The sequence below is a fragment of the Pseudomonas sp. NPDC087804 genome, from assembly GCF_044742965.1.
Taxonomy (GTDB): domain Bacteria; phylum Pseudomonadota; class Gammaproteobacteria; order Pseudomonadales; family Pseudomonadaceae; genus Aquipseudomonas; species Aquipseudomonas rustica.
In genome coordinates, this window is sequence record NZ_JBIUVN010000001.1 from 314,121 (window position 1) to 335,329 (window position 21,209).

Here is a 21,209-nt window from a genome sequence, read left to right on the forward strand (position 1 = left end):
TATAGCGGCGTACACACGCAGAAATAAAATAATTAAAAATGTGCTGGTTAGTCGCTTTGGGCATATGAGCGACAGCGCATAGCTTGGGACAGCAATGCCTTTCAGGCATAAAAACTATGCCGAGCCAAATCCCCCTCAGACACCCGTTGTTCACTGTAGGAGCCGAGCTTGCTCGCGAAGGCGTCAGCCCAGTCAGTGCATTGTTAAATGACCCACCGCTTTCGCGAGCAAGCTCGCTCCCACAGGTTTCTTTGTCGCTCACAAAACCTTGGGCACGCCCCAAATCCCTGTAGGAGTGAGCCTGCTCGCGATAGCGGCAATTCAGGCAATGCATTGTTGAATGAAACACCGCCTTCGCGAGCAGGCTCACTCCTACATGTTCTTCTGTCGTACTCAAAACCCCGAATACGCCAAAGATCCCTGTGGGAGCGAGCCTGCTCGCGAAGGCGTAATTTCAACCAGTGCATTGTTGAATGACACACCGCTTTCGCGAGCAAGCTCTGCTCCTACAAGTTTTCTGCCGTACACAAAACCCCCGGCACACCCCAACCCCTCTTTGAGAGCGGGCCTGCTCGCGAAGGCGTCAGCTCAGGCAGTGCATTGTTGAATGACCCACCACTTTCGCGAGCAAGCTCTGCTCCTACAAGTTTTTTGCCGTACACAAAACCCCCGGCACGCCCCAAATCCCTGTAGGAGTGAGCCTGCTCGCGAAGGCGTCAGTTCAGGCAATGCATTGTTGAATGACCCACCGCTTTCGCGAGCAGGCTCGCTCCCACAGGTTTCTTTGTCGCTCACAAAACCTTGGGCACGCCCCAAACCCCTGTAGGAGCTGAGCTTGCTCGCGAAGGCGTCAGCTCAGGCAATGCATAGTTGAATGACCCACCGCTTTCGCGAGCAAGCTCTGCTCCTACAAGTTTTCTGCCGTACACAAAACCCCGAGCACACCCCAAATCCTTGTGGGAGCGAGCCTGCTCGCGAAGGCGTAATTTCAGCCAGTGCATTGTTGAATGACACACCGCTTTCGCGAGCAAGCTCTGCTCCTACAAGTTTTCTGCCGTACACAAAACCCCGAATACGCCAAAGATACCTGTGGGAGCGAGCCTGCTCGCGAAGGCGTAATTTCAACCAGTGCATTGTTGAATGACACACCGCTTTCGCGAGCAAGCTCTGCTCCCACAGATTTTTTGCTCCGCGGGCAATTCAGCGTTGCAAATCCACTCGTTCCGCTTCGGCAGTCGTCGATGAAACTGGCACCCCATCAACAAACGCTTCATGCGCCTCAGGATCGAGATTGACCTGGTGACGCTCACCCAGCGAGCTATAGCGATCGCGCAGTTTGCGCAGATCCCGTGAACCCATTTTATCCAGCCCCAACGTCGCATTCTGCGCCGCCGTGGTCGCGCGAATCAGTTCATCAATCTTCAGATGCAAAATGTCGTTGTCGCGGTTTTGTGTGTTCTGGATCAGAAACACCATCAGGAAGGTGATGATGGTGGTCGACGTATTGATGATCAGTTGCCACGTATCGTTGTAGTGAAAGTACGGCCCGGTCAGTCCCCAAACCCCAATCAAGACGATCGCGAGGAGAAAAGTTTTCGAGCTGCCGGCCCAGTTTGAAAGGCCTTGGCAGAAACGTGCAAAAGTCATGAGTGCGAGCTCTCGTTGAATGTAACGAGTCTGACCGCAGCCAGTTCTTGAAATTCTTTTTTACATTTAGACCGCTCGTCGCCATGTTTGCGCGCGACCGTCGCTGCTGGAAAACCTTCTTGCAGGTCGCCCATCATCCTCTTTGAACTCTGCGTCAAACTCCCCCGTCCTCTGCAGTGAGGGGCTCAGGGCAATCCTTGCTGCGCAGTCCCGTTAAACGTTTTCATCCAGAAGGCGAGGGACGACATGAATACTTCAGACAGCAGAGCAGGATCTCAGACCGGCGATCCGGCAGGCAGCAAGCCTGAGCATGACTTTGAGCATTTAAAGGAAGAGGTCACCGAGGCGTTGGGCGGCGCGAGGCATCAAGCCGATGCGCAGTTTGGCCAATATCGCGACACCGCCGCCGATCAGATCGAGGCATTGGCGCAAGGTGCGAAAAGCTTTGTGTCGGAACTGGAGGACAAGGACTCACTGGGCATGTCCGACTACCTCAGCGACATGGCGGAGTCGATGACGGGGCTGGCCGGCAATCTTCGCGGCAAGAGTGCCGAACAGCTCTTGCACGATGCGGCGGATCTGGCGCGCAGCAATCCCGCGCTGTTCATTGCCGGGAGCATTGCCGTGGGGTTCGGATTATCGCGATTCCTCAAGGCCGGCACGGGCGCGGCGGTCACCGTCAGCGCCCAACACGATCCGGCAGCAGGCAGTTCCTCCATGCCGCCATCAGACGGTTATGGCGCACATCGGCCTTATGAAACGTCGCCCGCACCGACCCCCGTTGCGCCAGTCGCGAAAGGAGAACTGTGATGAACAGAGACGATCCGGATCTGCCGGGCACAAGACCTCTTGCGCAACCTGACGACGCTTCAGTCGTCGGTCTGCTTCGACAGCTGTCCCGCGAAGTGCCCGCGTTATTCACCAAGGAACTGGCCTTGGCCAAGGCCGAACTGCAAACCAGCCTCACCACGCTGAAGGCCGGCATTGCGGCGGTGGCGGGCGGTGCCATCGTTTTTCTGGCGGGTTTCATCATCCTGCTGATGTCGGCGGTCTACGCTTTGAGCCTGTTCATGGCGCCGTGGCTGGCAGCGTTGATCGTCGGTGTTGTGGTGATGATCATCGGCTTCGCCATGTTGCAAACCGGCAAAAAACAATTCGAGCCGTCCCATTTCAAACCTGACCGGACGCTGGACGCTCTGAACAAAGATCAGGAAGCGCTGCGGAGGAAAGTCTCATGAACACTGAACTGGATATCGAATCGCAAAAAAGTCCCGAGCAGATCGAACGGGAAATCGACGCGCAGCGCGCCAGCATCGGCAACATCGTCGACCAGCTGGAAAGCAAGTTCACCCCCGGTCAGATGTTCGACCAGGCTTGGGGCCTGATGCAAAACAATGGCTCGACGTTTATCACTAACCTCGGCACCAGCGTGCGCAACAACCCCGTGCCTGCGGTGCTGACCTCGGTGGGTCTGTTGTGGCTGATGATGAGCCAGAACCGGCCGCCGGTGCCGCAACCCGTCTATCGAACCGGGCCCGATCAGGACAGGGCCGGGGAATGGGCGGATGGTTTGGCGGACGGTATCGACAGTGCGCGCGACCATTTGCACCAGACGGCCGATTCGCTGAAAGAAGGTTACCAATCGCTGAAAGGCAAAGCCGCGCACTTGGGCGACAACGTTGGTGCCGCCAGTGAAAACCTCAGCCATGCGATGCACGATGCCGGTGATCGGTTAGCACGCAACTCACAGGTATTGGGTCAGCAGTTCAATCAACTGCTCAAGGAACAACCCTTGGTAGTCGCCGCCGCCGGCATCGCACTGGGCGCCTTGCTCGGTGCCGCGTTGCCAACCACCAGCACCGAACAGCGCATGATGGGGCGCACCAGCGCCGGGCTGGTCGATAAAGTCAAAAAGCAGGCGCAGGAAGGCTACGAAGCGGTTCGCGATACCGTGACGAAAACCACTGAACAAGAGGCTGTCGCCGCCCGTTCAGACTCCGCGCCTGCAACATCGTTGCCCCCGTCCGCCGATCTTTCCCAAGGCTTGGGCACCTCCTGATCGCGGAGAACCGGAGGCCCGCAATGGGCCTCCTTGCTGGGGCCAATGATCGTCGCTTGATCCGTGAAAACACATTGAATGGTGGGAATGATGTCCGAACCTGCAACGCCTTCCGAAACGTCTTCACGAAACTGGTTTAGCCATCTCACAAACGCTGGCTGGGGAGGTCGCGCCTTCTGGCTAGCGCTGGCGTGCGTGGCTGTTCTGTTGATGGTCAGCGGTTATGGCGCATTCGTCGGCGCCAACAAGGCGAATCTTTATTTTGCTTTTCTGGGCGGACTGTCCGGTTTTAGCGCCACCGCATTAGGGGCGGTGGTGGCGATAGCGTTGCGCGACATTGCTGCGCGTACGCAAGACATCATGCTTGGGTTCGCGGCCGGCATGATGCTTGCCGCCAGTTCTTTTTCGCTGATTCTGCCGGGCATCGAAGCGGCACAGGCCTTGTGCGGCAATCAGTTGCTGGCGGCTTGTGTGGTGGTGGCCGGGTTGGCGCTGGGCGTGGCGCTGATGGTCGGACTGGATCGCTTCGTGCCGCACGAACACGAAAAAAGCGGCCGGCGCGGGCCTGAAGCGAAGCGCATCAATCGAGTCTGGCTGTTTGTATTGGCAATCACTCTGCACAACCTGCCGGAAGGCATGGCGATTGGTGTGAGTTTCGCCAACGGCGACATGCAGGTGGGGTTGCCGCTGACAACCGCCATCGCCATTCAGGATATTCCCGAGGGGCTGGCGGTTGCGCTGGCACTGCGTGTGACGGGACTTTCGGCATTGCGAGCGGCGCTGATTGCCGTCGCTTCAGGGCTGATGGAACCGATCGGCGCCATCGTCGGTTTGGGCGTTTCCAGCAGCTTCGCGTTGGGTTATCCGATCGCTCTTGGTCTGGCGGCTGGCGCGATGATTTTTGTGGTGTCCCATGAGGTCATTCCGGAGACCCATCGCAATGGTCACGAGACGCCCGCGACCCTTGGATTGATGCTCGGTTTTGGAGTGATGATGTTTCTCGATACCGCGTTGGGTTAGCGCGCGTTATTTGCCCTCAAGAATCTTGAAGGCATCATCCAGCGGCGCATAGCCGACGACTTTTCGCGTTTCATCGATCGAAAGGCGCTTGTATCGATTGTCCGAAACGCCATGGACAACGTGGAATCCGTTCAGCTCGGCATCCACGCAATCGCGCAGCAACGCGACGACATCCCGCACACTGATAAACGCCGCAACGTCCCTGTGGCTGTGCGCTTCACCCGGGTGAAACTCGTTTACGTTGGCAATGCGCACGGCGACGGTGGTCATCGCACCGTCGTTGGCATGCAGCGATGCCAGTGCTTCGCCGAACGCTTTGCCGACCCCGTAAAGATTGCCGGGCCGGGGCGCCATGCTTTCGTGGACTTGTACATCCTTGGGGTAGCCTTCGATGGCCTGAGCGCTGCTGGCGAAGATGAAGCGCTTGCAGCCTTGCGTCTTCGCGGCGAGCAGCATGTTGTAGGTGCCGACGATATTCACCGGCAGGACGGAGGTCATGAAATCCGCGTCCGGATTCGGATCGGCCGCCAGGTGAATGACGGTGTCGATGCCTTCGCAGGCTTCATGGCAACCGGATAAATCGGTGATGTCGAGGGCGAAACGTTCGCTGGAATCGGCAAGTTTTGATACGTCTATATCGGCTAAGCGCAGAACCAGTTCATCGCCATACGCTTTGTAGAAGGCGCTGCCGATCTTGCCGGCAGCACCCGTGACTAATAATTTCCGTGCGCTCATGTCCGTATGTCCTCAGGGTGAGATTCCATTCTGGTTCTCGACCGACCGATGAGTACCATCCTTCTTCGCTTCCAATCAAGGTGTTTGCCAAACCCCACCCTCGGCAACAGGCACATCGTCCAGTTCGTAAGGGTTGACCCCTTCGAGGCAGCCCACATTGAAGCCGAACTCTTGCGGGTTGGTGCTGCGTCGGTGGTGCGTGTAGATCCCGCAGTTGCCACAGAAAAAATGCTCGGCTACGTGCTTGCCGAACTGGTAGGTCCGGAGCGCCGATTCGCCCCGGATCACCTTTAAGTCCACCGCCGGAACCGCTGCCACGACCGCGCCTTTGCGTTTGCAAAAAGAACAATCGCAACGGTGCGGGGCCGGGAGACCGTCAGGCAAGTGCAGCTCAAGAATCACCGCGCCACAGTGGCAGCTGGCGCGGTGATCGACGCGGATGTGTGTGTTGCCGATTTGTTTAAGCATCGCAGTCCACCTCTATGGTCTGCCGCATTAAGCTCAAGCCTCTGTCCAGTCCACGGTCGCCGTTTCACGCCACTTCACCTCCGTGACGCCGAATCGCTCGGCCTGAGGCTTGGATACGACTTTCAATGGCGGCTTTCCCGGTTTCGGAATCGGCGCGATGCCGGCATCACAACTCGCCCAATGCCAGGCATCGGCATTACGCATGGTTTTCGCGCGTATGACGAAAGACTTCGGCTGCCCGTGAAGCTTGTATTCAATGACGAAAATGTCTGTCTGGCTCATGAGTTACTCCTTACGCTCATACGCCAATGAGTGGTGCCGAGAGAAAAAAATTCCAAGAATTTTTACGATGCGAACGACGCGGATAACAGCGCCGCGAATTCAACGCAAACTGCTTAAAAAAAGGAACCAGAGGACTCGCAAAAACTCTGAATCCTCTGCTCCTTTTTTAGCCGCTGAATGAAGCTTACGTAGCCAGAACCGCAACGCCGTCATCGAGCTCGGGCAAGGCAATGTGGCTGTCGCCTGGCGTCAGAATGACCTTGCGGCAATCCTCCTCACGTTTATCGAAAATCCTGTAGCCCTCGGCAGCCTGTTCGAGCGACATGCGATGGCTGATGATCACATCGGGGGAGAGCCGGCCGGTTTCGATGTGCCCGAGCAGTTCCGGGAGGAAACGATGAACGTGGGTCTGGCCCATCTTGAAGGTCAGGCCTTTATCGAACGCGTCGCCGAACAGAAAGCCATGAATGAACCCTGAGTAAACGCCCGGGACACTGACAATGCCGCCGCGTCGAACGGCGGCGATGCACTGGCGCAAGGCTTTGCCGCTGCTGCCTTCGAGTTTGAGGGTGGCGAGGACGGTTTCGGTGGTGCTGCCTTTCGCTTCAAAACCCACCGCATCCACAGCGCCGTCAACGCCACGCATGCCCTTGGTCTGGCGGATGATGGTGTCGGCGGGGTCATCGTCCTCATCAAAATTGATCGGGATCACACCATAGGTTTTCTGCGCATAGGCGAGGCGATAGGGGTGGTGGTCGACCATGAAAATCTGCTCGGCGCCGAGCATCCGCGCACACGCGGCGCTCAACAGACCCACCGGGCCGGCGCCATAGATCGCCAGGCTCGAACCCGGCCCGATGTCTGCATTGGTGACCGCTTGCCAAGCGGTGGGCAGGATGTCGGAAAGGAACAAAACCTTCTCGTCCGACAGGGTGCCCGGCACCTTGAACGGCCCGGTGTTGGCTTTGGGGACGCGCACGTATTCTGCCTGGCCGCCGGGCACGCCACCGTACATATGGCTGTATCCAAACAGCGCCGCTCCGGAAGGAATGGCTTTTTTATTGAGGATCGCGCCACGGCCGGTGTTGGTGGTTTCGCAAGCGGCAAACAAATCCATCTGACAGAAAAAGCAGCTGCCACAAGCAATGACAAAAGGAATTACCACGCGGTCGCCCGGCTGCACGGCAGTCACCGCTGACCCTGTCTCTTCGACGATGCCCATGAACTCATGGCCGAAAATGTCGCCGTGCTCGACGGTCGGTATTTTCCCCCGATACAGATGCAGGTCAGAGCCGCAGATCGCTGTCGCGGTCACGCGCAGGATGATGTCGTCGCTTTGCTCGATAACCGGATCAGGAACCGTGTCGACCTTGACGCTGTGCGCGCCGTGATAAGTGAGTGCTCTCATGACGTCTTACCCGCTTCAGCTGGATGGTAAGCGGGAGAGGAGGAACGGCGAACGTAAGTTCATAGATTCAGGGACACAAATGACTGGCGGTCGCCGACGCGGCCACTTGTGCGATTTTTTAAACCTAATGGCTTAGCCACCGGTCGACTGCAGGAGCCTGTAACTCTGACAGTCGGAGGTAGCGTTAATGATCGGTGTCGTGATCCCTGCACATAATGAAGAGCGCCATATCAGGGCCTGTCTTGAGTCGGTTCTGTTCGCGGCGCAACATCCTGCATTGGCGGGCCAGTCGGTTTCGGTAGTGGTCGTCCTCGACGATTGCACCGACCACACCGGGCGGATCGTTTCAGCGCTGGGCGTGAGCACGATCGTGGCGTCTTTTCAGAACGTGGGAAAGGCGCGGGCCACCGGCGCAGAGCACTTGCTGGCCGCTGGCGCGAAATGGCTCGCCTTCACTGATGCCGACACCGCCGTGCCCGCCGATTGGCTGGCACGGCAGATTGAATTCAAAGCCGATGCCGTCTGTGGCACCGTCGAGGTGGACAGCTGGAACGAGCACGGTGAGTCGGTTCGCTCAAAGTACCTGGAGCATTATCAGTTCATCGAAAACCATCGGCACATCCACGGTGCCAATCTCGGCTTGAGTGCCGAGGCCTACCGAAATGCGGGTGGGTTCCAGCATCTCACTGCCCACGAAGACGTCCATCTGGTGGGTGATCTCACGCGGATTGGTGCTCATATCGTCTGGACGGCGACAAATCCGGTGATTACCAGCGCCCGCAAGGATTACAAGTGTCGCGGCGGATTTGGTGAGTACCTGGCCAATTTGAGTACGTCACTGGCCGTGCCTGTGCTTGATCAACAAGTCAGTACCGGTGTTTCTCTTTGACGCGAATGTAGGCGGGAGCGGAAATTGCAGTACATCGATTGGGTGCAGTGGCCGGCCATGGTCATTACGGTAGCCTCTGCCTGGTTTATCGGATCGCAACGAGCTTACCGGCGAATGATCGCTTTCTGGGGATTCATCCTCAGCAATGCGCTCTGGGTGATTTGGGGGCTGCACGCCGACGCCTACGCGCTGATCCTCCTTGAGTGCATCCTTTTGGGGATGAATGCCCGAGGCTTCAAGAAGAATTTCGACGGCCACCGTCAGTCTTGAGCTTGTTGGGTTTCCTTGCCCTTCGCGTTTTTCCTCAGTCCGCGCAGGTTCATCAGAAACAGACAAATCTGCAAGACGATCAACGCGTACGCCCCGGCGTAGGCGCCCCAAATCACCCACAACACGTTGCTCAGGCTAAAGCAGATAAAGCCGAACATTCGCCTTGCCGGTCGCTGCGATCCAATCAGCCATGCGGCGAGAACGGTCACAACCATCGCTGGCCATTGCACCCAATCCAGATCAGCCAAAATATCCTCCTGGCACAGTACGGTTTATGCATTTGGGCTTGACCATCTTCCTGTAGTTAAACCTTAGGCGTCCTGCACGAATAAGGGTTCCTTCACCGATTCTCGCCACTGGATCGTTCGCAGTCGTGTCGGGTCTAGATGCTGACTGAGAGATATCGCAAAGGGCCAGACAGGTGAACAAAGCAATCAGCGCACACGAGTTGAACATCGACCTTCAGGGTGGTGAAGAAACGGCCCTGTTCAAATGGCTGCTCGCCAGTTTCTTGATGGGGAAGAGGATTCAGGGCGCTATCGCTGCCAAGGCCTATCAGGTGATCGTTGAGCAGCACCAGCGCGATACACCGCAGAAACTGGCGCACTGCAGCCATCGACAATTGGTGGTGATGCTCGGCCAGGCTCACTACGTGCGTTACGACGAATCAACGGCATCGCGGTTGCTGGCATTGGTGCACAAGCTCAACGCCGAATACGACGGCAAGATCGGCAATATCGTTGAGGCGAGCGCCGATCGTCAGGCCTTCGAAAAACGTCTGGGTGAATTCGAAGGGATCGGGCCCAAGACCGTCGAGATTTTTATGCGCGAAGCCGCCGCAGTGCTTTTTTACACGAGCCAGCGAGGCCGGACCCGTTGCCTTTTGTAGTTGGGGGTTTAGAAGAGGGGGCGCTACGCTCCCCAACGGGGATAAATCCCCTCGCCACAGGGGGCTGCATTGTGATTCGGTTGAACTAAAAGCTGACCGGCTCGTCAGGATATTGAGTCGTCCATTCAACCACTGACGGATACCAGCATGCACACCTATACCCTGGAATACCTGTTCAACGGCGAGCCGCGTAGCCACACCTTCGAACTCAAAGATGCGCAATTAACCGCGCATGAAGCGGCCATGCATCTATTGGAGTTGCATTTGGGCGATGCCGAAAACGGCTTGCTGATGCCCACGGCAGACGCCACCCCGGAAGAAATTCTGGAGCAGGCCGAGCGGGTGGGGTTGACGCAGATTCGTGTAGTCAATCAATCGCGATGAGGGCAGCGCCGATTGCAGTGTGCGGTGCAACACTGCAATCGGGCCTGAAACGCGGGGATCAGCTTTCGGCGGTTTCGCTTGGGGTTGCAGCGGCCTCGGCGTCCAGCTTGAGGCGATCAGCCTTGCTGATGTATTTCGGCTTTTTCGGCGCCAGTTTGGCGCTGGCCTTTTTGGCCTTTTCCTTGAACAACTGCTTGAGTTTCTTTTGACGGTTCATCGGTTTTACTCGGTTTTATAGGCGCAATAGCAACTAGCGAAGAGCGTACACGTAAGCGTCGATGGTTGAGCCGTCTGCCAGCGTTACCTGCGTCAGCAGGCGCTGATATTCAGAACCTTCGAATTCGTCAAGCGCAGCCCAGTGCTCGGCAAAATGCTCGGAAGAGAACACGTAGCCGGCAATGTCGTCGCCATCGTCGGCAATGATCAGACCGGGATAACCCAATTCCGCACCCCAACCGGCTTCGGCCAAACGGCCCTTGAGTGTGGCAGTTTCCCAGACGCCGCCGATCTTCAGCATGACATGCTCATTCGGTCGCCCCGGGCCCAGGGTTCCATAAACGAATAGACGCTCCACGTTTGCTCTCCGCTGGAAAAGGGGTGAATCCTGACCTATGGATCGAGTCCAGGCAATCAACAACTGGGGTCACAGCGATATAAAGTCCCGAACGGCTTTAATCGTCGGCGCTGGTGCCTCTTCCATCAGCCAATGACCTGCCGCAGGAATCACCACTTCCGTGACGTTGTCGGCCGCGTTGCGCATGACGATCGCCTCGTTGTTGCCGAAGGATTTCTCGCCGCCCACCGCCAGTACCGGCATGCTCAAGTGCTTTTGCAACACCGGTTCGTTGTCGAGGGCATCCTGACGAATGCTGCGAAATTGCGCGAAAGCGGCGTGCATGGCGCCCGGGCGCGCGTAGAGTTTGGCGTAGTGCTGACGGGTTTGTTCATCGACCTTGGCCGGGGTGCCGGCGAACTCGTTCCAGAAGCGGTCAAGGTAGATGCGCTCGCGGCCAGCCACCAAGCGCTCCATGTCCTTGCCACCAAAATCGAAGTGCCAAAGCATCGGCGAACGCACGATGTCGTTCCATGGCGTAATGCCGGGCACGGGCGCGTCCATCACCACCAAGCGGTCGGTGAGCTGCGGATAGCGTGCGGCGTAGGCAAACGCGACCATCGTGCCGATGTCATGGCCGATGACCACCGAGTGTTCGATTTTCAACGCGCTCAACACCGCGCGAATGTCACCGGCCTGAGTCTTCTTGTCATAACCGCCCTCGGGGATCGACGACAACCCCATGCCACGCAGATCCGGCACCACCACCGTGTGATCGCGCGCCAGATCCGTCGCCAGCGGCGCCCACATGTCGCCGGTATCGCCAAAACCATGCAACAGCACCACCGCCGGGCCTTTGCCGCCGACCCGAACGTGCATCGTCGCGCCTTCGACCTTGATGTCCTGCGTCTTGAAGCCTGCGGGGAACGGCGTGATGTCGGCGTGAGCCTGAAGGCTCAGACCGAGGAGGGTGAGGGCGGTCAGCAAAGGACGGATCATGTCGGTGGCTCCGGATGCGGGTGCGCTGTTGGGGGAATGGAATGAGCGTAGACGGATCCATGGCGGCAGGAGGGTTTTTAACCGACAGCCAGAAGCTGGTCAGTGACGTCAAATCGCTGTGCAGTCGCCTCCTGAACTTGTGTCCGTTCAATCATCTAAGCTGAACGTGCAGCGTCCGGAATTCACAGGAGCACGCAACCATGAAGGAACCTCTCATGTTCAGATTACGCTCAACGATTGCAGCGTTTTCATGCGTCGCGCTGATTGTCGGTTCTACCGCCGCGCTGGCCGATCCCGGTAACGGAAAGGGCCAGGGCAACGGTAAAGGCAACTCGCAAAACGTGCAGAACCAGGGTGGACAGGACGGGCACGGCAACAAGGGCAAGAAGTCCGGTGGCGACTGGGGCAATGGCCCAAGCATCGACCGCGGCAACGTGCTCGGCATTGTCGGTGGCTATCGCGATTACTGGAGCCCGGAACCGTCGTTGCCACCCGGGATCCAGAAAAACCTCGCACGCGGCAAGCCCCTGCCACCGGGGATTGCGAAGAAACTGGATGGACGACTCGTCGGCCATCTGCCGCATTACGACGGCTATGAATGGCAGCAGGCGGGCACGGATCTGATCCTTGTCGCGCTGGCGACGGGTCTCATCTACGAAGTCCTCAACGGGGCTTTTGATTAACACCCACCAAGGGTGACAGGTCGCCATAATCTGTCGCCCATTCTGTTCGATCCCCGCATGACGCAACTACCTTTCTTGCTTAATCACCTCCAATGGGTGATTGGCGTCAAATGACAAAACACTGGCGTGATCTGTCAAGTCGGTGAGTGCGCCACAAGGCAGCCTACGGCCACTGCGCTTCACCCGACAACTACAAGAAAGGATCAAACGATGATGAACACGAGCGACCGGCTCAAGCGCTGGTGCGGCGCGTTCGCCTTGCTGGCGGCGGGTATGTCTTCGGCACTGGCGGCCGATAAGCCGAACATCCTGGTGATTTTTGGCGATGACATCGGCATCACCAACATCAGCCGCTACAGCAACGGCATCATGGGTTACCAGACGCCCAACATCGACAGCCTGGCCAAAGAAGGCGTGATGTTCACCGACTATTACGGCGAACAGAGCTGCACCGCTGGACGCGCGGCATTCATCACCGGCCAGCATCCGGTGCGCACCGGCCTGACCAAAGTCGGCATTCCCGGCGCCCTTACCGGGCTCAAACCCGAAGACCCGACCATCGCCGAACTGCTCAAACCGCTGGGCTATGCCACCGGCCAGTTTGGCAAAAACCACTTGGGCGATCGCGATGAATACCTGCCGACCCACCATGGTTTCGACGAGTTCTTCGGCAACCTTTATCACCTCAATGCCGAAGAAGGCCCGGAAGACCCGGACTGGACCAAGAACCCGGCCATGGACAAGCTGTTCCGCCCCCGTGGCGTGATCCGCAGCAGCGCCGACGGCAAGATCGAAGACCTTGGTGCGCTGACCAAAAAACGCATGGAAACCATCGACGAGGAATTCCTCGCCGCGTCCACCAACTTCATGGACAAAGCTGTCAAAGCGGATAAGCCGTTCTTCGTCTGGTTCAATTCCACGCGCATGCATTACTACACCCACATCAGCGACAAAGTGGCGGGCAAGTCGGGGCAGGGTGACTACAACGACGGCATGCTCGAACACGACGACCAGGTCGGTCAGTTGTTGAAAAAACTCGATGAACTGGGCGTCGCCGACAACACCATCGTCATCTATTCCACCGACAACGGCGTGCACTTCAACCAGTGGCCGGACGCGGGCATCACGCCGTTCCGTGGCGAGAAAAACACCAACTGGGAGGGTGGTTTCCGTGTCCCGGCGATCGTCCGTTGGCCAAACCACATCAAGCCCGACACCATTTCCAACCAGATCATGTCGCACCAGGACTGGATGCCGACCCTGCTCGCCGCTGCCGGCGTGACGGATGTCAAAGAGCAATTGCTCAAGGGCTACAAGGCCGGCACCAAGGATTTCAAAGTGCACCTGGATGGCTACAACTTCCTGCCGTATCTGGAAGGCAAAGAAGCCAAAGGCCCGCGCACCGATTTCTACTATTTCAGCGACGACGGCAAATTGCTTGGCGTGCGTGACGGCGACTGGAAACTGGTATTCGCTGAGCAGCGCGCGCATAAATTTGATGTCTGGCGCGACCCGTTTGTCGAGCTGCGTATCCCTAAAGTGTTCAACCTGCGGCGCGATCCGTTCGAGCGCGCGGATACTGATTCCAACAACTACAACCAGTGGTGGGACAAGAAGGTGGGCGTAGTCGGGCTGCCTGCCATGGCGCGGGTTCAGCAGTTCCTTGCCACCTTCCAGCAATTCCCGCCACGTCAGCGCCCGGCGACATTTACGGTCGATCAGATGGTCGAGAAGTTCATGCAATACAAGGTGCAGTGATCGGGTAAGGCCGATGTCAGAAGGGGCGCACCGGTTGGTGCGTCTCTCAGTAATGTTGGCTTAATGCAGTTGGGTTGATATCTCGCCTCATTGATAGTCAGCCCATTATTCGACGGCTACACTCCACCCCATGAAACGCTATCTGCGGTTTTTCCTCCTCCTTGTGATCAGCCTGACGCTTCCCCTCAGCGGGATGGCGGGCGTGCAGACGTCGACCGAGCCTTGCCCGATGCAGTCGATGGGCATGACGATGATGGACGGCATGGGGATGGACTGCTGCAACGACATGAAAAGCCCCGTCGAACACGGAAAACCGTGCAAGTCGGGTCAAGAATGCAAGACCGGCGGCATGCTGCAAGTGTCAATCATCAAGCCTGCCGTCACCCTGTTCAGCCCCGTCGTGCAACGCGCTGCCGGCGATTCCGTACCTGTCTCGACCCCGTCCGGGGTGTGGCGTCCGCCACGCGTTTGATTCCTGTCGCACCTTGAAGCGCATCCCGATTTAACGGGATGACATGGCTGCGCGCGTGTTTTTCGCGCGGGCAGCAGCTCATCACAGGAATCTTCACCATGAACTCCAAGTGCTTTGGCGCAGGGCGGTCGCTTGCGACCGGCCTGGCGGCGAGCGTGCTGGCGTGGCCGGGTCTCGCCAGCGCATTGACGCTCGACGAGGCCTTACGGTTGGCCGAAAACACCGCGCCGTCGTTGATCGCGCAAGACGCAAAAATCCACGCGGCCAGCAGTGCCGCCATTCCCGCCGGCGAATTGCCTGATCCCAAGTTGCTGTTGGGCGTGCAGAACTACCCCATCAGCGGTCCGAATCGCGGCAGCCTCGACGATGACTTCATGACCATGCAAATGCTCGGCGTCCGCCAGGAAATGCCCAATGCCGACAAGCGTCAGGCGCGCATCGAAGTGGCCAGCGCGGCGGTTGATCGTGCGGCCGCCGAGCGTCGCATTGAACGCTTGAACGTGCGCCAATCCACCGCGCTGGCGTGGATCAGCCGTTATGCCGTCGAGCGCAAGGACGCGCTGTTCCAGGATTTCTACAAAGAAAACCGCCTGCTCGCCGATACGGTCAACGCACAAATTGCCGGCGGCCGCGCGCAGCCGGCAGACGCGGTGACACCGAAACAGGAAGCCGCGCAACTGGCCGAGCAGCAGGACGATCTGCAGCGCCAACGTGCGCAAACGCGTGCAGCACTGAAACGCTGGATCGGCCCTGCGGCCAACGACAAACCCACGGGGCGCTTGCCGGAATGGCCGGTGGGTACCTCGGGTGTCGCGCACAAACTTCAACATCACCCCGACCTCGCGGCGTTTGTGCCAATGACCCGCGAAGCCGAAGCACGCGTGCGCGAGGCTCAGGCGCAGAAGAAATCCGACTGGAGTTGGGAGCTGGATTATCAGCACCGTGATCGCCAGTTCGGCGACATGGTCAGCGTGCAGCTGTCGTGGGATTTGCCGCTGTTCCCCGAAACCCGGCAGAACCCGGTGATTGCCGCGCGGCAAGCCGAGCTGAGTCAGCTTGAGGCCGAGCGCGACGCCATGTCGCGCGAGCACACCGAGCAACTGGAAAGCCAATTGGCTGACTTCGAACGCTTGAATCGTGCGGTGTTACGCAGCCAGAAGAGTCTGTTGCCGCTGGCCGAAGAAAAAGTCGAATTGAGCATGGCGAGTTATCGCGCCGGCAAAGGCGATCTGAATGCAGTAGTGGCGGCGCGGCGTGAGCTGATTGAAGCGCGCCTGAAACAGGTTGATGTCGAAGAGCAGCGCGCGCTGACCAATGCGCGGCTGTATTTTGCTTATGGGGAGTCTGCGCAATGAGCCTTAACCGAAACGGGGCATGGATCGCAGGCATCGCGTTGCTGGTGGGTGGTGCTGGTGGTTATTGGGTGGCGGGTACGCGCATGAGTGTGGCACCTGAAATGTCTACTGCCCCGAGTATGAATTCGCCTGCCGAGCGCAAGGCACTGTACTGGTACGACCCGATGTACCCGCAGCAAAAGTTCGATAAGCCGGGTAAATCGCCATTCATGGACATGCAGCTGGTGCCGCAGTACGCCAGTGGTTCCGATGATCGAGCGACAATCAGCGTTGATTCCGCCGTGATGCAAAACCTCGGGATGCGTGTAGCGACAGTCAGCCGTAGCGTCTTTCAAACCAGCCTCGATGTCAGCGCCATCGTTGCCTTCAATGAGCGCGATGTCGCAGTGACTCAAGCGCGCACGCCGGGTTTCGTCGAGCGGGTTTATGCGCTTGCGCCCGGCGATGTGCTCAAGGCCAATGCGCCGTTAGCGGACATTCTGGTGCCGGAATGGGCGGCGGCGCAGACCGAGTTTCTGGCGCTCAAGCGCATTGGCGATAAGGGCTTGCTGGACGCGGCTCGTCAACGTCTGCGGCTCGCCGGCATGCCGTCCGCGCTGATTGCGCAAGTCGAGCGCGGCGGCAAGGTACAGCCGTATCTGACACTGACTAGCCCGATCGGCGGGGTGTTGCAGGAACTCAATGTTCGCCTCGGAATGAGCGTCGCGGCGGGCGAAACCCTGGCGCGAGTCAATGGTTTGAGCAGCGTGTGGCTGGCCACGGCGGTGCCCGAAGCGCAAGCCGCGTCGATCGCTGTAGGGCAAGCGGTTGTTGCCCGATTGCCAGCCTTCCCGGGTACGTCTTTCCGAGGCAAGGTGAGCGCGATTTTGCCGGAAACCAACGCGGACAGTCGCACGGTGCGCGTTCGGGTCGAACTGCCCAACCCGGATCTGCGCTTGCGCCCCGGTCTGACTGCGCACGTCACGTTGAATCAACGTTCGGCAGACAGCGTGTTGTCAGTGCCGAGCGAAGCGGTGATTCGCACCGGACGCCGCAGTCTGGTGATGTTGGCTGAAGACGCCGGCCGTTACCGTCCAGTCGAAGTGCAAACCGGTCAGGAAAGTGCCGGCAAAACCGAGATCATCGAAGGACTTGAAGAGGGCCAGAAGGTCGTGACATCGGGCCAGTTCCTGCTGGATTCCGAGGCCAGCCTCAAAGGCATTGTCGCTGGCGACGGCATGGGCAAGATGGAGGGACAGCCATGATTGCCGCGCTGATTCGCTGGTCGGTGGCCAACCGATTGCTGGTGTTGCTGGCGACTTTGTTCGTGACGGCGTGGGGCATGTGGTCGGTGCAAAACACACCGATCGATGCGCTGCCAGATCTCTCCGATGTACAGGTGATCATCCGCACGCCGTACGCCGGGCAGGCGCCGCAGATTGTTGAAAATCAGGTCACCTATCCGCTGGCCACCACCATGTTGTCGGTGCCGGGCGCGAAGACCGTGCGCGGTTATTCGTTCTTCGGCGACAGCTATGTGTACGTGCTGTTCGAGGATGGCACCGACTTGTATTGGGCGCGTTCGCGGGTGTTGGAATATCTCAGCCAGATCCAGAGCCGCTTGCCGGCCAGCGCGAAACCGGCGCTAGGCCCGGATGCCACGGGCGTAGGCTGGATCTATCAATATGCGTTGGTGGATCGCACCGGCGGGCACGATCTGGCGCAACTGCGCGCATTGCAGGACTGGTTCCTCAAGTTTGAACTGAAGACCCTGCCCAACGTTGCCGAAGTGGCCACGGTGGGCGGCATGGTCAAGCAATATCAAGTGCAACTCGACCCGCTGAAAATGGCCAGTCTGGGCATCACTCAAGCGCAAGTCAGCGAGGCCATCGGCAAGGCCAATCAGGAGGCGGGCGGTGCGGTGCTGGAAATGGCCGAGACCGAATTCATTGTCCGCGCTTCGGGTTACTTGAAGAGCCTTGATGACTTTCGGGCTATCCCGCTCAAGCTTGGTTCGGGTGGCGTGCCGGTAACCCTCGGCGATGTCGCGACGATTCAGCTGGGCCCGGAAATGCGCCGGGGCATCACTGAACTGGATGGCGAAGGTGAGACCGTTGGCGGCGTGGTGATTCTGCGCAGCGGCAAAAATGCGCGCGCGACCATCGCCGCCGTCAAAAGCAAACTCGATGACCTGAAACGCAGCCTGCCGCCCGGCGTCGAGATCGTTACCACCTATGACCGCAGCAAGCTGATCGACCATGCCGTGGAAAATCTCAGCCATAAACTGATCGAAGAGTTCATCGTCGTGGCGTTGGTCTGCGGGATTTTCCTTTGGCACCTGCGCTCGTCGCTGGTGGCGATCATTTCGTTACCGGTGGGTGTGCTGATGGCTTTTATCGTCATGCGTTACCAAGGGATCAACGCCAACATCATGTCACTGGGCGGCATCGCCATTGCCATTGGCGCGATGGTTGATGCGGCGGTGGTGATGATCGAGAACGCGCACAAGAAGATCGAGGCGTGGCACGCGGCTCATCCCGGCGAAGAGTTGAAGGGCGAGCGGCATTGGCAAGTCATGACGGAGGCGGCGACGGAGGTGGGGCCGGCGCTGTTCTTTTGTCTGTTGATCATCACCTTGTCGTTCATACCGGTGTTCACGTTGCAGGCGCAGGAAGGGCGCTTGTTTGGCCCGTTGGCTTTCACTAAAACCTGGGCAATGGCATCGGCTGCCGGCTTGTCGGTGACGCTGGTGCCGGTGCTGATGGGCTATTGGATTCGCGGACGGATTCCCTGCGAACACCAGAATCCATTGAACCGTTGGCTGATCCGCATTTATCAGCCGGCGCTGAATGTGGTGTTGCGCCGGCCGAAAATCACCTTGCTGGTGGCGGCTTTGGTGTTTCTCAGTGCGCTATGGCCGCTGTCGCGTTTGGGTGGTGAATTCCTGCCGCCGCTGGACGAGGGCGATCTGCTGTATATGCCCTCGGCGTTGCCGGGTTTGTCGGTGCAAAAAGCCGCGCAACTGCTGCAACTGACTGACCGGCTGATCAAGACCGTGCCGGAAGTCGAGCACGTCTCCGGTAAGGCGGGGCGCGCTGAAACAGCAACGGATCCGGCACCGCTGGAAATGTTCGAAACCACTATTCAGTTCAAGCCGCACGATCAGTGGCGACCGGGCATGACCCCGGAAAAACTGGTGGAAGAACTGGATCGAGTGGTGCGGGTGCCGGGGCTGACCAACATCTGGATACCGCCGATTCGCAACCGTATCGACATGCTCGCCACCGGCATCAAAAGTCCGGTCGGGGTGAAGGTCGCCGGAACTGATCTGGGGCAAATCGATGCTGTCACCCAAGCGGTCGAGCAAGTGGCGAAACAGGTGCCCGGCGTCAGCTCGGCGCTGGCCGAACGCCTGACCGGTGGCCGCTACATCGACGTCGATATCGACCGGCAGGCAGCGGCCCGTTACGGCATGAGCATCGCCGATGTGCAGGCGGTCGTCAGCGGTGCCATCGGTGGCGAGAACGTTGGAGAAACCATCGAAGGGCTGGCGCGCTTTCCAATCAACGTGCGTTATCCGCGTGAGTGGCGCGACTCGCCGCAAGCCTTGGCGCAGTTGCCGATCTACACCGCCTCCGGCAGCCAGATCACCCTCGGCACTGTGGCGAGCATTCGCATCACCGACGGCCCGCCGATGCTCAAAAGCGAAGACGCCCGACCGTCAGGCTGGGTCTACATCGACGTGCGGGGCCGTGATATTGCGTCGGTAGTCGCCGATCTGCGCACAGCGGTCAATGCCCAGGTCACGCTGCAACCGGGTATGAGCTTGAGTTATTCGGGGCAATTCGAGTTTCTCGAACGGGCCAACGCCCGGTTGAAATTGGTGGTGCCGGCCACATTGCTGATCATCTTTGTGCTGCTCTATCTGACCTTCAAACGTTGGGATGAGGCTGTGTTGATCATGGCCACGTTGCCGATTGCGCTGACGGGCGGGGCATGGTTTCTCTATCTGCTGGGGTTCAATCTGTCGGTCGCGACCGGTGTTGGATTTATCGCGCTGGCCGGGGTTTCTGCTGAATTCGGCGTGATCATGTTGCTCTACCTGAAAAACGCCTTGGCCGAACGGGAAGCGCTCGGCGAACGCACGGAGCAAGGCTTGCTGGCAGCGATTCGCGAAGGCGCGGTGCAACGGGTTCGCCCCAAAGCTATGACCGTGGCCGTGATCATCGCGGGGCTGTTGCCGATCCTGTTAGGCAGCGGCGCGGGCAGCGAAGTCATGAGCCGCATCGCCGCGCCGATGGTCGGCGGCATGGTCACAGCGCCTTTGCTGTCGCTGTTGGTGATACCGGCGGCGTATCGTTTGATGCGTCGGCGTAGCGTTGTTCGCGGCGGATAAAATACGGGCAGGAGGTTCGGCTGAACGACGCAATGTTCAGCCGAATATTACAACCGGCGCCGCTTCGGGGTATTCAGTCGTCATGTCTGCGAGGCATTTTTGCATCAGCCGCGCATCCCTGGGCAAACGGCTGGAAAACCTCTGCCAGCCTGAGATCCGCAAATTGACAGGCATTTCAACCAGCCCGGTAATCGCGTCCCAGAAAGCATCCCAGTTACAGCCGTACCAATCAGGGAAACTCAGGCTTTCGCGCAGCAACGCGTGAAGTTCGGCAGAACTCGTCACTTCACTCAAATCAATGGTTACAGTCTGTACTCTAGGCATCATCAGCACCTGAACTCGGATCGCGGAAGTGAACGGGACAGCATTGTTGATCACCTATCCTGTGGGAGCCGAGCTTGCTCGCGAAGAGGCCGGCACATTCAACATTTCTATCGATAGTTACGCCACCTTCGCGAGCAAGCTCGGCTCCGACAAGGGATCAGCGTTGATTGAGGTACCTGCGTTCAAACCGCCCGCTCACCCATCCGCTCCACCAGCCTCACCAGATACCCGTCCGGATCCTGAACAATAAACTCGCGCTGACCCACCTCCACATCCGCCGCCCGGTACCACGTGTCGTTGCACTCGCGGTACAGGGCAAATCCGGCATGACCCAGTTTCTCGATGACAGGGGCGACGGCGACAACATCAATCTGCAAGTTGATACCTCTGCCAAACGGCTTTTCCAACGGCGCGGTCAGCCACTGACCCGCCTGCGGATCGACTTGCTCCAGCATGACTTGGGCGCCGTTGAGATCCAGATACGCAAAGCCGTCTTCCGGGCGTTGGTAGGCAATGGTGAACCCCAGGCAGGACACCCAGAAATTCAGGCTGTCCGGAAGGTCGGTGACCATCAATTCCGGGACGAGCGTGTTGCGTTTGAACATGAGGTGAATTCCGTTTCATTGAATATTTCGTCGC

25 protein-coding genes are annotated in these 21,209 nt (G+C 58.7%); 14 read left to right on the plus strand and 11 right to left on the minus strand.

Going from position 1 to position 21,209, the window contains the following annotated elements:
• Positions 1–1,200 precede the first annotated feature (1,200 nt).
• Positions 1,201–1,647, minus strand: a complete 447-nt coding sequence (locus ACIOMO_RS01485) for a low affinity iron permease family protein (RefSeq protein WP_401237645.1) — start codon at positions 1,645–1,647, stop codon at positions 1,201–1,203.
• Between the two features lie 246 nt (positions 1,648–1,893).
• Here ACIOMO_RS01485 and ACIOMO_RS01490 point away from each other — a divergent pair, with 246 nt between their 5' ends.
• From ACIOMO_RS01490 to ACIOMO_RS01505, 4 genes are all read left to right on the plus strand, one after another.
• Positions 1,894–2,457, plus strand: coding sequence for a hypothetical protein (locus tag ACIOMO_RS01490; RefSeq protein WP_401237647.1), 564 nt, complete (start codon positions 1,894–1,896; stop codon positions 2,455–2,457).
• Complete coding sequence (locus ACIOMO_RS01495) at positions 2,457–2,885, plus strand: phage holin family protein (RefSeq protein ID WP_159811416.1); 429 nt, start codon at positions 2,457–2,459, stop codon at positions 2,883–2,885. The genes ACIOMO_RS01490 and ACIOMO_RS01495 overlap by 1 nt, the downstream gene beginning before the upstream one ends.
• On the plus strand, positions 2,882–3,706 hold the full coding sequence (locus ACIOMO_RS01500; RefSeq protein WP_401237649.1) for a DUF3618 domain-containing protein: 825 nt from the start codon (positions 2,882–2,884) through the stop codon (positions 3,704–3,706). The genes ACIOMO_RS01495 and ACIOMO_RS01500 overlap by 4 nt, the downstream gene beginning before the upstream one ends.
• A gap of 90 nt (positions 3,707–3,796) precedes the next feature.
• Positions 3,797–4,726: a ZIP family metal transporter gene (locus ACIOMO_RS01505; protein ID WP_401237650.1), complete on the plus strand. Its 930-nt coding sequence runs from the start codon at positions 3,797–3,799 to the stop codon at positions 4,724–4,726.
• Positions 4,727–4,732: 6 nt separating this feature from the next.
• Here ACIOMO_RS01505 and ACIOMO_RS01510 read toward each other — a convergent pair whose 3' ends face one another.
• The 4 genes from ACIOMO_RS01510 to ACIOMO_RS01525 all read right to left on the minus strand — a co-directional run bounded on the left by ACIOMO_RS01510 (position 4,733) and on the right by ACIOMO_RS01525 (position 7,619).
• Positions 4,733–5,461: an NAD-dependent epimerase/dehydratase family protein gene (locus ACIOMO_RS01510; protein WP_401237651.1), complete on the minus strand. Its 729-nt coding sequence runs from the start codon at positions 5,459–5,461 to the stop codon at positions 4,733–4,735.
• A gap of 75 nt (positions 5,462–5,536) precedes the next feature.
• On the minus strand, positions 5,537–5,929 hold the full coding sequence (locus tag ACIOMO_RS01515; protein ID WP_401237653.1) for a GFA family protein: 393 nt from the start codon (positions 5,927–5,929) through the stop codon (positions 5,537–5,539).
• Between the two features lie 33 nt (positions 5,930–5,962).
• Entirely contained in the window at positions 5,963–6,211 is a 249-nt protein-coding gene (locus ACIOMO_RS01520) for a DUF6555 family protein (protein ID WP_159811412.1), read from the minus strand.
• A gap of 184 nt (positions 6,212–6,395) precedes the next feature.
• Positions 6,396–7,619 (minus strand): zinc-dependent alcohol dehydrogenase, encoded by a 1,224-nt coding sequence (locus ACIOMO_RS01525; RefSeq protein ID WP_053119670.1) that lies wholly within the window; start codon positions 7,617–7,619, stop codon positions 6,396–6,398.
• A 187-nt stretch (positions 7,620–7,806) separates the two neighbouring features.
• Here ACIOMO_RS01525 and ACIOMO_RS01530 point away from each other — a divergent pair, with 187 nt between their 5' ends.
• Together ACIOMO_RS01530 and ACIOMO_RS01535 are read left to right on the plus strand one after the other, a co-directional pair.
• Positions 7,807–8,508: a glycosyltransferase gene (locus ACIOMO_RS01530; protein ID WP_400748705.1), complete on the plus strand. Its 702-nt coding sequence runs from the start codon at positions 7,807–7,809 to the stop codon at positions 8,506–8,508.
• A gap of 24 nt (positions 8,509–8,532) precedes the next feature.
• Entirely contained in the window at positions 8,533–8,778 is a 246-nt protein-coding gene (locus ACIOMO_RS01535; protein WP_401237656.1) for a hypothetical protein, read from the plus strand.
• Here ACIOMO_RS01535 and ACIOMO_RS01540 read toward each other — a convergent pair.
• Positions 8,769–8,993, minus strand: a complete 225-nt coding sequence (locus tag ACIOMO_RS01540) for a hypothetical protein (protein WP_401239386.1) — start codon at positions 8,991–8,993, stop codon at positions 8,769–8,771. The two genes, ACIOMO_RS01535 and ACIOMO_RS01540, sit on opposite strands and share 10 nt — an antisense overlap.
• Before the next feature lie 206 nt (positions 8,994–9,199).
• Between ACIOMO_RS01540 and ACIOMO_RS01545 the strand changes: the two genes are divergently transcribed.
• Entirely contained in the window at positions 9,200–9,667 is a 468-nt protein-coding gene (locus ACIOMO_RS01545) for a DNA methylase (RefSeq protein WP_401237658.1), read from the plus strand.
• A gap of 147 nt (positions 9,668–9,814) precedes the next feature.
• The gene (locus ACIOMO_RS01550; protein ID WP_401237660.1) at positions 9,815–10,051 is read left to right on the plus strand and encodes a hypothetical protein; all 237 of its coding nucleotides are present in this window, start codon (positions 9,815–9,817) and stop codon (positions 10,049–10,051) included.
• Between the two features lie 58 nt (positions 10,052–10,109).
• Here ACIOMO_RS01550 and ACIOMO_RS01555 read toward each other — a convergent pair whose 3' ends face one another.
• The 3 genes from ACIOMO_RS01555 to ACIOMO_RS01565 form a co-directional block, all read right to left on the minus strand.
• A complete protein-coding gene (locus ACIOMO_RS01555; protein ID WP_159811403.1) occupies positions 10,110–10,268 on the minus strand; it encodes a DUF2986 domain-containing protein in 159 nt (52 codons plus the stop codon).
• Positions 10,269–10,301: 33 nt separating this feature from the next.
• Positions 10,302–10,625 (minus strand): gamma-glutamylcyclotransferase, encoded by a 324-nt coding sequence (locus tag ACIOMO_RS01560; RefSeq protein ID WP_053119687.1) that lies wholly within the window; start codon positions 10,623–10,625, stop codon positions 10,302–10,304.
• A gap of 69 nt (positions 10,626–10,694) precedes the next feature.
• Positions 10,695–11,603: an alpha/beta fold hydrolase gene (locus ACIOMO_RS01565; protein ID WP_401237662.1), complete on the minus strand. Its 909-nt coding sequence runs from the start codon at positions 11,601–11,603 to the stop codon at positions 10,695–10,697.
• A gap of 215 nt (positions 11,604–11,818) precedes the next feature.
• On the opposite strand from ACIOMO_RS01565, the gene ACIOMO_RS01570 reads away from it, so the two are divergent.
• The 6 genes from ACIOMO_RS01570 (at position 11,819) to ACIOMO_RS01595 (ending at position 20,246) form a co-directional block, all read left to right on the plus strand.
• Positions 11,819–12,286: an anti-virulence regulator CigR family protein gene (locus tag ACIOMO_RS01570; protein ID WP_401237663.1), complete on the plus strand. Its 468-nt coding sequence runs from the start codon at positions 11,819–11,821 to the stop codon at positions 12,284–12,286.
• A gap of 213 nt (positions 12,287–12,499) precedes the next feature.
• A complete protein-coding gene (locus tag ACIOMO_RS01575) occupies positions 12,500–14,044 on the plus strand; it encodes an arylsulfatase (protein ID WP_401237665.1) in 1,545 nt (514 codons plus the stop codon).
• Between the two features lie 130 nt (positions 14,045–14,174).
• Positions 14,175–14,516, plus strand: coding sequence for a hypothetical protein (locus ACIOMO_RS01580; RefSeq protein ID WP_401237667.1), 342 nt, complete (start codon positions 14,175–14,177; stop codon positions 14,514–14,516).
• Positions 14,517–14,614: 98 nt separating this feature from the next.
• A complete protein-coding gene (locus tag ACIOMO_RS01585; RefSeq protein WP_401237669.1) occupies positions 14,615–15,871 on the plus strand; it encodes a TolC family protein in 1,257 nt (418 codons plus the stop codon).
• Positions 15,868–17,115 carry an efflux RND transporter periplasmic adaptor subunit gene (locus tag ACIOMO_RS01590; protein WP_401237671.1) on the plus strand — a complete coding sequence of 416 codons (1,248 nt, stop codon included), beginning with the start codon at positions 15,868–15,870 and terminating at the stop codon, positions 17,113–17,115. The genes ACIOMO_RS01585 and ACIOMO_RS01590 overlap by 4 nt, the downstream gene beginning before the upstream one ends.
• Positions 17,112–20,246, plus strand: a complete 3,135-nt coding sequence (locus tag ACIOMO_RS01595) for an efflux RND transporter permease subunit (RefSeq protein ID WP_401237672.1) — start codon at positions 17,112–17,114, stop codon at positions 20,244–20,246. The genes ACIOMO_RS01590 and ACIOMO_RS01595 overlap by 4 nt, the downstream gene beginning before the upstream one ends.
• A gap of 36 nt (positions 20,247–20,282) precedes the next feature.
• On the opposite strand, the gene ACIOMO_RS01600 is transcribed toward ACIOMO_RS01595, so the two are convergent.
• Positions 20,283–20,570 carry a barstar family protein gene (locus tag ACIOMO_RS01600; RefSeq protein ID WP_401237673.1) on the minus strand — a complete coding sequence of 96 codons (288 nt, stop codon included), beginning with the start codon at positions 20,568–20,570 and terminating at the stop codon, positions 20,283–20,285.
• A 182-nt stretch (positions 20,571–20,752) separates the two neighbouring features.
• On the minus strand, positions 20,753–21,175 hold the full coding sequence (locus ACIOMO_RS01605; protein ID WP_401237675.1) for a bleomycin resistance protein: 423 nt from the start codon (positions 21,173–21,175) through the stop codon (positions 20,753–20,755).
• Positions 21,176–21,209 lie beyond the last annotated feature (34 nt).

Bases quoted from the DNA above. Each gene is read 5' to 3' on its own strand.
- ACIOMO_RS01485 (WP_401237645.1), bottom strand. From the start codon at position 1,647: ATGACTTTTGCACGTTTCTGCCAAGGCCTTTCAAACTGGGCCGGCAGC.
- ACIOMO_RS01490 (WP_401237647.1), top strand. From the start codon at position 1,894: ATGAATACTTCAGACAGCAGAGCAGGATCTCAGACCGGCGATCCGGCA.
- ACIOMO_RS01495 (WP_159811416.1), top strand. From the start codon at position 2,457: ATGAACAGAGACGATCCGGATCTGCCGGGCACAAGACCTCTTGCGCAA.
- ACIOMO_RS01500 (WP_401237649.1), top strand. From the start codon at position 2,882: ATGAACACTGAACTGGATATCGAATCGCAAAAAAGTCCCGAGCAGATC.
- ACIOMO_RS01505 (WP_401237650.1), top strand. From the start codon at position 3,797: ATGTCCGAACCTGCAACGCCTTCCGAAACGTCTTCACGAAACTGGTTT.
- ACIOMO_RS01510 (WP_401237651.1), bottom strand. From the start codon at position 5,461: ATGAGCGCACGGAAATTATTAGTCACGGGTGCTGCCGGCAAGATCGGC.
- ACIOMO_RS01515 (WP_401237653.1), bottom strand. From the start codon at position 5,929: ATGCTTAAACAAATCGGCAACACACACATCCGCGTCGATCACCGCGCC.
- ACIOMO_RS01520 (WP_159811412.1), bottom strand. From the start codon at position 6,211: ATGAGCCAGACAGACATTTTCGTCATTGAATACAAGCTTCACGGGCAG.
- ACIOMO_RS01525 (WP_053119670.1), bottom strand. From the start codon at position 7,619: ATGAGAGCACTCACTTATCACGGCGCGCACAGCGTCAAGGTCGACACG.
- ACIOMO_RS01530 (WP_400748705.1), top strand. From the start codon at position 7,807: ATGATCGGTGTCGTGATCCCTGCACATAATGAAGAGCGCCATATCAGG.
- ACIOMO_RS01540 (WP_401239386.1), bottom strand. From the start codon at position 8,993: ATGGTTGTGACCGTTCTCGCCGCATGGCTGATTGGATCGCAGCGACCG.
- ACIOMO_RS01550 (WP_401237660.1), top strand. From the start codon at position 9,815: ATGCACACCTATACCCTGGAATACCTGTTCAACGGCGAGCCGCGTAGC.
- ACIOMO_RS01555 (WP_159811403.1), bottom strand. From the start codon at position 10,268: ATGAACCGTCAAAAGAAACTCAAGCAGTTGTTCAAGGAAAAGGCCAAA.
- ACIOMO_RS01565 (WP_401237662.1), bottom strand. From the start codon at position 11,603: ATGATCCGTCCTTTGCTGACCGCCCTCACCCTCCTCGGTCTGAGCCTT.
- ACIOMO_RS01570 (WP_401237663.1), top strand. From the start codon at position 11,819: ATGTTCAGATTACGCTCAACGATTGCAGCGTTTTCATGCGTCGCGCTG.
- ACIOMO_RS01575 (WP_401237665.1), top strand. From the start codon at position 12,500: ATGAACACGAGCGACCGGCTCAAGCGCTGGTGCGGCGCGTTCGCCTTG.
- ACIOMO_RS01580 (WP_401237667.1), top strand. From the start codon at position 14,175: ATGAAACGCTATCTGCGGTTTTTCCTCCTCCTTGTGATCAGCCTGACG.
- ACIOMO_RS01585 (WP_401237669.1), top strand. From the start codon at position 14,615: ATGAACTCCAAGTGCTTTGGCGCAGGGCGGTCGCTTGCGACCGGCCTG.
- ACIOMO_RS01590 (WP_401237671.1), top strand. From the start codon at position 15,868: ATGAGCCTTAACCGAAACGGGGCATGGATCGCAGGCATCGCGTTGCTG.
- ACIOMO_RS01595 (WP_401237672.1), top strand. From the start codon at position 17,112: ATGATTGCCGCGCTGATTCGCTGGTCGGTGGCCAACCGATTGCTGGTG.
- ACIOMO_RS01600 (WP_401237673.1), bottom strand. From the start codon at position 20,570: ATGCCTAGAGTACAGACTGTAACCATTGATTTGAGTGAAGTGACGAGT.
- ACIOMO_RS01605 (WP_401237675.1), bottom strand. From the start codon at position 21,175: ATGTTCAAACGCAACACGCTCGTCCCGGAATTGATGGTCACCGACCTT.